We start from the raw sequence: 8,382 nt of genomic DNA, 5'->3' as shown, positions 1-8,382 counted from the left end.
TCGGATCGCTGGAGTCACTGAAGGGATGGATCGACCAGCGCGGGGCAAAGATCGACCGCAGCCTCGAAGACAAGATCCTCATGCCGGGCTTCATCGACCCGCATGTGCATCCGTCCCTGCCTGCGGTATTGACGCAATTCCCGTTTCTCGCGCCCGATGACTGGTCTTTGCCTACCGGGGAATTTCCCGGTGCGACGACACCTGAAGCCTACATTTCCAAACTGAAAGCGCTTGTTGACAAGCATTTTTCCGATCCAGATCGCGATCCCAAGATCCCCTTCATCGCCTGGGGCTATCACGAACTGTGGCATGGCCCCGTCTATCGTAAAGAATTGAACCGACTATTCGGTGACAAACCGGTCATGATCTGGCAGCGCTCCTTCCATGAATTGATTGGCAATGATGCTGCATTCGATTTGTTGGGCATTCGCGAAGCGGACGCAGAAGGGCACCATGAAATCGACTGGAAGAAGGGTCATTTCTGGGAGAATGGGGCAAAGCTTCTATTGCCCAAGATGCCATTCCTGTTCGACCCCGTTCATTACGGCAAGGGGATGCAGAACTTCCTCGACATGTTGCTCCAATCCGGCACCACGACGGTGCTGGACATGGGCATCGGTGTGTTCGGAGATCCCGTGGGCGAGACTGCCCTGATCCGCAAAGTGGTCGAAGAATCCAACGCACCAGCCCGAATCATCCTGACACCACTGATCACCGACTTTCTTGCCAGGAATGTCACGATCCCCGATGCGCTCAAAGAGGTTGAGGAGTGGACCAAGGGCAATTCACACCGGGTCATGTTTGATGGGCATTTCAAGGTCATGGTGGACGGCGCCATTTTCTCAGGCGCCTCGCAAGCCGGTTTCCCGGGTTACATGGATGGGCACAAGGGCATGTGGATGGCCCCACTAGAGGTCACGACCGAATGGGCTCGCGCCTTCTGGAACGAAGGTTTTCAGATTCATGCTCACGTCAACGGTGATGGCAGCACCGCCGCCTGGCTGAATATCCTGCGTACGCTTCAAGATCAGAAACCACGCCAGGATCACCGTTTTTCATTGGAGCATTTCGCCTACACGACCGAGGATCAGAACCGCCAGATCAAGGCGCTCGATGCCGTCGTTTCGGCCAATCCGTATTACCAGTACATCCTGGGCGACATCTACGCGGACAAGTGGCTAGGCGAGGACAGTGCCCGGCAAATGGTTCGATTGGGCTCCCTCGAACGTTTGGGGGTTCCATTCGCGCTGCACTCCGACGCCCCGATGGCGCCACTCAGTCCGCTGACCCTGGCCTGGTCCGCGGCAAATCGGACGACCATAAACGGCAACAGGAATAATCAAACTGAACGGATCAGCATTGATGCGGCGATGCGTGCCATCACCATTGATGCCGCCTGGATTATCGGCAAAGAGGATGAAGTCGGCTCGATCCGTGCCGGCAAGATGGCTGATTTCGCGGTACTGGAAGAAGACCCCTACAGCGTTGGCGCCAAGAAGCTGAAGGACATTCCCGTTTGGGGAGTCGTATTCGAGGGTGCTGTCCATCCCGCGGCTCGGGAATGACGTCAGACTGCAAGGGAGGGGGCTCGAAGTACCTGCCCGCGGGCCAGCAGCTTGGCCTATCCCATTGAGAACCGGGAACGCCGCACCGTAGCAACTACAACGTAAGCGCTCAGCGAAGTACGTCGTTGACGGGGAACGGCAGGAGCGCGGGATCGACGCGATGCGAGAGCAACGCTTCGTAGTCTTCGACCGTGTGCGCATCAGGTTGATCAGCGGCTGTGCGGCATCCCTAAACTTCACTATCCAGCTCGCCAGCGTCGCTCGCAAGATCTCGATGCCCGAGCGCGCCAGGATGGATTCCTGCCGGTACAACGGCAGCGCATCGACGTGCTTCGCGGTCGCGACCGCGGCCAGGACCGATGGCGACGCGACACTCTTCGGGTTCAGCTGCGCTGTCGTCGGCGCGCTCTGCTCAGACACCGCGACACGCGCAAACGAAACCGGCGTGCGCTTCCGCGATGTCGGCGGCGCGCCGGTCTTTCCACGGGTCGGCTCAAGGATGTCATCATCCGGATGGGTGAGAACATCAGCGCCCGCGAGGTCGAGGATCTGCTGTACGAGCACGATCAGGTAGAAGACGTCGCCGTGATCGGCCTGCCCGATGCCGACACGGGAGGGCGGTGCCGTGCTATTGTTCTCCGTCGGAATGCCTATGACCCCCTGGAGTTCACCCAGATGGTCGCCTTTCTCGAGGGACACAAGTTGATGAAGCAGAAGATCCCGGAGCAGCTGGAGCTCGTGGCGGAGATGCCGAGGAACGCGACCGGCAAGATCCTGAAGGCCGAGTTGGCGCGCGCTACGTGCGCTCTCGCTAGCGGCGGATCGCTTTACCCATGACCTGCCGCGTCTTCATCCACTGCAACGAACGCCTGGAGCTGCCGGCGCGGGTCGCGGCGTTCTCGGTGCGCTGGCACAGCCGTTCCGGAGCGCCGGTCGAGCCCGAGTTCCTGAAGCTACAGGACTGTCCCGCCCTGCTCCGACGCGAAGGAGACACGTACTTGCGCCGCGGTCGTTCACACGTCTGGCACAACGGCGATCTGAATGCCTTCATGCCGGTGCGCATGAGCGCGGCACAGGCGGCGGGCTTCGAAGGCCGTGTGCTCGTCATCGATCCGGACATCTTCGCCGTCGGCGACCTGACTCCGCTGCTCAATCTCGAGATGGGCGGCCGCGCCATCCTGGCGCGCCCGGGGCGTGACCGTTTCAACCAGCCATACAACTCCAGCGTCATGCTGCTCGACTGCGCGAAGCTTGAGCACTGGCGCTTCGACCAACAGGTCGACCGCATGTTCGCCCACGAGATCGACTACCAGCAGTGGGCCATGCTGGCCTATGAAGACCCCGCGACGATCGGACTGCTCGACGAAGAGTGGAACCACCTCGACACGCTGACCGATGAGACGCGCATCCTTCACCTGACGCGTGCGCTGACACAGCCGTGGAAGACCGGCCTGCCGGTCGACTTCGACTGGGACCAGCTTCTGGACAAGACGGCACTCGGGCCGTTGGCGAAGCTGGCTATCGAACTGCGCCGGCTGCGCAGCGCCATGCGGCGCGCCGGGTCGTCGGTTTCGCAATGGGTCGTCCGAGACGACGTGCACCGCGCCCACCCGGATCCCCGTCAGGAGCGCAGCTTCATGGAGCTGTTGAAGCTCGCGCAAGAACATGGCGAGATCAGCCGCGAGGAGATCCAGGAGCAGATCGACAAGCGGCACGTGCGCGCGGATCTGCTGGAGTGCATCGAGCGGCTCTAGTCAGCCGCTCGTCTCCGCGCCGGCTCGCTTGATGCCGCACACCGCCATCTCGACCATCGGGCCAACGATGCGCGGATGCAGCTTGGCACCCTTTGCGTAGAGCGCTACCGCGATCGGACCGACCACCAGGTCCGCAGCCAGCTCGAGATCGACATCGGACGAAATCACGCCGCGCTCGAGCAAGCGAAGCAACGGCCGTCGCCGATCCTTGCGGACGGGATCGCTGCGACAGCTCGGTGTTGTGCGCGCGATCCACTTCGCCCAGGGCACGCACCTCGGGCGAAACAAGGAGCCCGCTCCTTGCGACGGGGGAGCGGGGTCGGGAGCAGGCCAAACATACCTGAGAGACCCGTCCATCAGTACAGCCTGTTGGGACAATTACACTCAAAGTGCACTGGCTCGAAGTCGATCCGAGTGGGGTAGACCCAGCTGATCGATCCGCGTAAGTGTCGAATCGATATTCGATCGTTGAGTAGGGATTGTCGCCTTCGAGAAGTATCGGGAAGAGATGAAGCCTGCGAACTACCAGATCGAACGAATGAGGAACTGGGCACCCATCTTCCCACCATCATGCCCGGAGAAGCAGCCGGGCCATCGAGCGCACACCGTCGGCCGCTTTGGGCGGATAGCCGGCTAGAGGGACTTCGATGCAAGCCGAACATTCGCTGCAGGACGTCGTTTGGATCCTTCTTTGTTCCGGACTCGTCCTCCTGATGCAGGGCGGGTTCTTGTGTCTCGAAACGGGCCTCATTCGCGCCAAGAACAGCATCAACGTCGCCCTCAAGAATATCGTCGACCTCTGCGTCGGGTCCTTCGTCTACTGGAGTGTCGGTTTTGCTCTGATGTTCGGAGTGAGCACCGCCGGGCTCATCGGTACGACAGACTTCCTTTTCAGCACCTCGAACGATGCCTGGTGGACCGCGGTCTTCGTCTTTCAACTCTTCTTCTGTACGACCGCAGCCACCATCGTCTCGGGCGCCATCGCTGAGCGCACCCGCTTTTCCTCCTACCTGATAACGACCGTTCTGGTCTGTGGGCTCATCTACCCGGTGATCGGCCACTGGATCTGGGGGGGACTGTCCGGCATCGGTTCCCAAGGCTGGCTGGCCGAGGCCGGATTCATCGACTTCGCGGGTGCAACCGCGGTTCACTCTGTCGGAGGATGGGTCGCTCTGGCGGCGGTGCTCGCCGTCGGCCCGCGCAAAGGGCGCTTCGACTCGGAGACGGATCACCCGATCATCGGCCACAACCTGCCACTCTCGGGCCTCGGCGTCCTGTTGCTGCTCGTGGGCTTCATTGGCTTCAACGCGGGCAGCACCCTATCACTCGACACAAACGTCTCCGCAATCGTCCTGCGCACGATCCTCGCTGGCGCCACGGGAGGCGCCGCGATGCTGGTGATCTCCCGGGTTTACGATGGGCTAGTCCGGCCAGACCGCGTGATGAACGGTTTACTGACCGGTCTTGTCGCGATCACAGCCTCCTGCAATTTCGTCACGGAGATCGGTGCCGTAATCATTGGCCTGGTCGCCGCGCCCGTCTATCTTGGTATGAGCGTTCTGCTGGAACGCCTGCAGATTGACGACGCCATTCCGATTCATGCCGGTGGCGGCGTCTGGGGCGCGCTTTCAGTGGCGCTTCTAGGAACGCCCGAAATCTGGGGGACGGGTCTGGGACGGGTGGGCCAGCTCTCCGTCCAACTCATGGGCTGCGCCGTGGCGTTCGCGTGGGCCTTTGGTATCGCCTTTGTCGCACTGCATCTGCTGAAACGGTTCACAGCGCTGCGCGTGAGCGAAGAGGAAGAGGAGATCGGTCTGAACGTCTCGGAACACGGGGCGGGATCGAGCTTCTCGATCTTCTGAACGAGATGGAGCAGCAACGCAACAGCGGCAACTTCGCGCAGCCGGTGCGCGTGGAGCCTCATACGGAGGTCGGCCGGATCGCCGTTCGCTACAACGGCGTACTCGGCAAGATGAACTCCCAGACCCGGGATCTGCGTAGCGCCGCATCCGATCTCGAGGCCTCGAACCGGAGTCTGACGACGGCGATCGAGACACGAAACATGCTCGAGGAAAAGGCCAGCGACCGCGAGCCGCTACAAGTCGGAATTCCTGGCCAAAATGTCCCATGAGCTGCGCACTCCGCTCAACAGCATGTTGATCCTTTCCAGATTGTTGGCCGACAACCAGGGCGCGAACTTGACCGACAAGCAGATGGAATACTCCCGGACCATCCACCAGTCCGGCCAGGGTTTACTTGGGCTGATCAATGAATTCCTGGATCTGTCGAAGATCGAAAGCGGCAAGATGGAGGTCGACGTAGCGGATCTGCGTCTGGACGGGTTCGCCGCTGAGATCGAGACACGGCTCAAGAGCCTCGCCGAAGACAAGGGACTGGAGTTCACGTGCCGCGTGGCGGACGACCTCCCGGAACGCATCGTCACCGACGAGCAGCGGCTCGGCCAGATCGTGACGAATTTCCTGTCCAACGCCTTCAAGTTCACCAGTCGCGGGAGCGTTTCCCTCAGCATCGACCGCGCGGGGACTAACACCGGCCTGCCCAAAGGAGGCCTCGCGCCGGACAGCACGATCGTCCTTACTGTTTCGGATACCGGCATCGGCATCGCCGAGGACAAGTTGCAAAGCGTCTTCGATGCCTTCCAGCAAGCCGATAGATCCATCAGTCGAAAATACGGGGGAACCGGTCTGGGGCTGTCGATCTCCAACCAACTCGCAAAATTGCTCGGCGGCGAGATTCAGGTCGAGAGTGAGGAGGGGCGCGGGAGCCGCTTCATGCTCTTCATTCCGGAGTCCCTGTCCTCGAAGAGCGAGAAACGGGTTGAAGAAGCGAAGACTGCAGATACACCCGAGATTGTAACAGAAGTGCCGTCTTCGACCTCCGCGGATTTGGCTGGCAACGAGCCGCGCAGCGCAGAAAGCGAACTCGAATCGATCACCGACGACCGCGAGAGCACGGCACGCGATGACCGCTCGCTGCTGGTCGTGGTGCCAGATGGACAACTGGCAGAGGAATTGCTCGATCTCTCCCAGGAGAAGGGATTCAAACGACTGCTGACAAGGGATGGGCGAACGGCGCTTCAGATGGCCAACGATGGCCACAAATGGCCGAGAGGCGCTGGACATGCTAGCCGAGGATCCGGGTTTCGATCTGGTGCTGATCGACATCATGATGCCCGAGATGGACGGCCATCAGGCCATTCGCGAGATTCGACAGCAGAAACAGTTCGAGGATCTACCGATCATCGCGCTGAGCGCCAAGGTGATGAGGGAAGATCGGGCCGAGTGCATCGAGGTGGGAGCCAACGACTACCTCGCGAAACCAGTCGATATGGGCAAGCTGTTCTCAATGCTCCGCGTGTGGCTCTACTCATGAACACGGTGCCTGAACCGCCCCGGGGTTGCCGGAGCAAGAAAACTGGACTCATGCCGCCGTAGATCGTGCGTTCTGTAGTTCATACTCGACTGGCGAGACCATGCGAAGCGACGAGTGTCAACGCTGCCGATCGAGGAGTTCAACCTGCATCCGACTCCAGAACGACTCGATCATCGCGTTGTCGTAGCAGTCCCCCACGGAGCCCCTCGACGGGAGCAGACGCCCGGATCGAAGAATCTGTGGCGACTGGGAAGTAAGCCTTGCGCTCCGACCCTATGGAAAGGAAAACAACGGGGGCTTTCGCGTTCGATTCCGAGAGTGGTATGAATTCAGGTAGGGACTTGGAGGCTGCATCCCTACGCCGATGAAGTCCCGGAGACCCCACGGGACTACATCTAAGCAAGATCGCACTCGTCGCCGGGGGAGATGCCAATGGCGGTGTTTGCGGTTCAGATCCAGGGCGTTGCGCCGGAGCTGCATTCACGAGGCTAGAAGAAAAGCACCGGACTGGAACCAGCCAAGGGGGCAGGATCACTCGGGCCGAGACTTGCACAGGAGTTGGTACGGTGAATTGGGGCGGGTTGGTCGTCGGCGCAGTGGTCCCCAACTTTCGCAAGCTCGAGCAGGCCGGGATCAACTACCCGGTCCTCGCGAAGGAGCCGACAGACTGGGGCGGTTGCGAGCGATGGGATCAATTGCCGACGGTCTCTCCCGGAAGTGAGGCCATTCGGCCATTTCTCCCAGTTCCTTGACTACCTGTCTTCCGGCGTCCATAGTCGCCCGGATCAATAAGTCGCGTTTATACTGAAGAGAAATGCCTACACGTTCAATTTTGTGAGGGGAAACCGCTATGACGCTCCGAAACCGTCGGCACCTTGAGCCGAACTGGTTCCTCAATCGCGCTGCCCTTGGCTCTCTTGTGGTGGTCCTTGCGATTCTCTGCATGCCTGCAGTTGCGAGTGCCGGACATGGAAGGCGGGTCGTCCTCGAACCCGGCGATTCGATCCAGGAGGCGGTGGATGCCGCTGCACCTGGGACCAGGATCATCCTCAGGCCGGGTGTCTACTACGGGGCGGAGAACGCCAGGCGGGGAGTACGCATCAAGCAGGATGGCATTCGCCTGATCGGGAAGCGCAGGCACGGCGACAAGGTCATTCTCAGGCCCAACCCCGATGGATCCAATGAGGACGGCATTCTCGTCGAACCCGAGGGCGGAAGCTCTTGTAATTGCGTCATCACTGGCTCGCGCATTCAGGGGATTACCGTCGAAGGATTTCCGGGCGACGGGATCAAGCTGGAGTTCGTAGAGAACTTCAAGATCCTGAACAACGAGTCCATCAACAACCTGGAGAACGGAATCATCCCGGAGCTTTCGGCGAATGGTCTGGTCAAGAACAACCTCTCCTACGGTTCTCTCGACAGCGCGATGTGGATCGAGGGCAGCACGAACGTGCGGGTCATCGGCAACACGCTCCACTCGAGCGTAACCGGGCTCGAAGTCACGATCTCCAACGACCTCGTCATCGTGGACAACGAGATGTACGACAACACGATCGGGATGGGCCTCTACCACCCAGCCGGTGCTTCAGAGCCCGCGCTTCCGGTGATGGAAGACTGGAAGATCATGAACAACTACATTCATGACAACAACCAGTTTTTCGGCGGCGTGG

The 8,382-nt window shown here is 60.4% G+C and carries 9 protein-coding genes and 2 pseudogenes; 8 read left to right on the top strand and 3 right to left on the bottom strand.

Going from position 1 to position 8,382, the window contains the following annotated elements; genetic code table 11:
- Positions 1-1,565 (top strand): amidohydrolase family protein (locus tag GY725_19000; protein MCP4006275.1); only part of this gene is annotated, 1,565 nt, incomplete at its 5' end.
- Positions 1,566-1,739: 174 nt separating this feature from the next.
- Here the strand turns inward: GY725_19000 and GY725_18995 are convergent.
- Positions 1,740-2,135, bottom strand: a pseudogene (locus GY725_18995) (transposase).
- On the opposite strand from GY725_18995, the gene GY725_18990 reads away from it, so the two are divergent.
- Complete coding sequence (locus GY725_18990; GenBank protein ID MCP4006274.1) at positions 2,079-2,402, top strand: cyclohexanecarboxylate-CoA ligase; 324 nt, start codon at positions 2,079-2,081, stop codon at positions 2,400-2,402. The pseudogene GY725_18995 and the gene GY725_18990 overlap by 57 nt on opposite strands.
- 161 nt (positions 2,403-2,563) lie before the next feature.
- Positions 2,564-3,319, top strand: a complete 756-nt coding sequence (locus GY725_18985; protein MCP4006273.1) for a hypothetical protein — start codon at positions 2,564-2,566, stop codon at positions 3,317-3,319.
- Here the strand turns inward: GY725_18985 and GY725_18980 are convergent, their stop codons facing one another.
- A complete protein-coding gene (locus GY725_18980) occupies positions 3,320-3,607 on the bottom strand; it encodes a hypothetical protein (GenBank protein MCP4006272.1) in 288 nt (95 codons plus the stop codon). It lies immediately after the preceding gene.
- 359 nt (positions 3,608-3,966) lie between these two features.
- Between GY725_18980 and amt the strand changes: the two genes are divergently transcribed.
- The 3 genes and pseudogenes from amt (at position 3,967) to GY725_18965 (ending at position 5,622) form a co-directional block, all read left to right on the top strand.
- Complete coding sequence (gene amt / locus GY725_18975) at positions 3,967-5,181, top strand: ammonium transporter (GenBank protein MCP4006271.1); 1,215 nt, start codon at positions 3,967-3,969, stop codon at positions 5,179-5,181.
- 5 nt (positions 5,182-5,186) lie between these two features.
- Positions 5,187-5,450 (top strand): hypothetical protein, encoded by a 264-nt coding sequence (locus GY725_18970; GenBank protein ID MCP4006270.1) that lies wholly within the window; start codon positions 5,187-5,189, stop codon positions 5,448-5,450.
- Positions 5,440-5,622, top strand: a pseudogene (locus GY725_18965) (sensor histidine kinase). The gene GY725_18970 and the pseudogene GY725_18965 overlap by 11 nt, the downstream one beginning before the upstream one ends.
- On the opposite strand, the gene GY725_18960 reads toward GY725_18965, so the two are convergent.
- Positions 5,572-5,985: a hypothetical protein gene (locus GY725_18960; GenBank protein MCP4006269.1), complete on the bottom strand. Its 414-nt coding sequence runs from the start codon at positions 5,983-5,985 to the stop codon at positions 5,572-5,574. The pseudogene GY725_18965 and the gene GY725_18960 sit on opposite strands and share 51 nt — an antisense overlap.
- A 445-nt stretch (positions 5,986-6,430) precedes the next feature.
- Here GY725_18960 and GY725_18955 point away from each other — a divergent pair, with 445 nt between their 5' ends.
- The gene (locus GY725_18955; protein MCP4006268.1) at positions 6,431-6,712 is read left to right on the top strand and encodes a response regulator; all 282 of its coding nucleotides are present in this window, start codon (positions 6,431-6,433) and stop codon (positions 6,710-6,712) included.
- A gap of 850 nt (positions 6,713-7,562) precedes the next feature.
- The coding region (locus GY725_18950; GenBank protein ID MCP4006267.1) for a hypothetical protein at positions 7,563-8,382 on the top strand (820 nt) is incomplete at its 3' end.

This window comes from bacterium (genome assembly GCA_024226335.1).
GTDB lineage: Bacteria > Myxococcota_A > UBA9160 > SZUA-336 > SZUA-336 > JAAELY01.
This window is presented reverse-complemented; position numbering and strand designations above follow the sequence as displayed.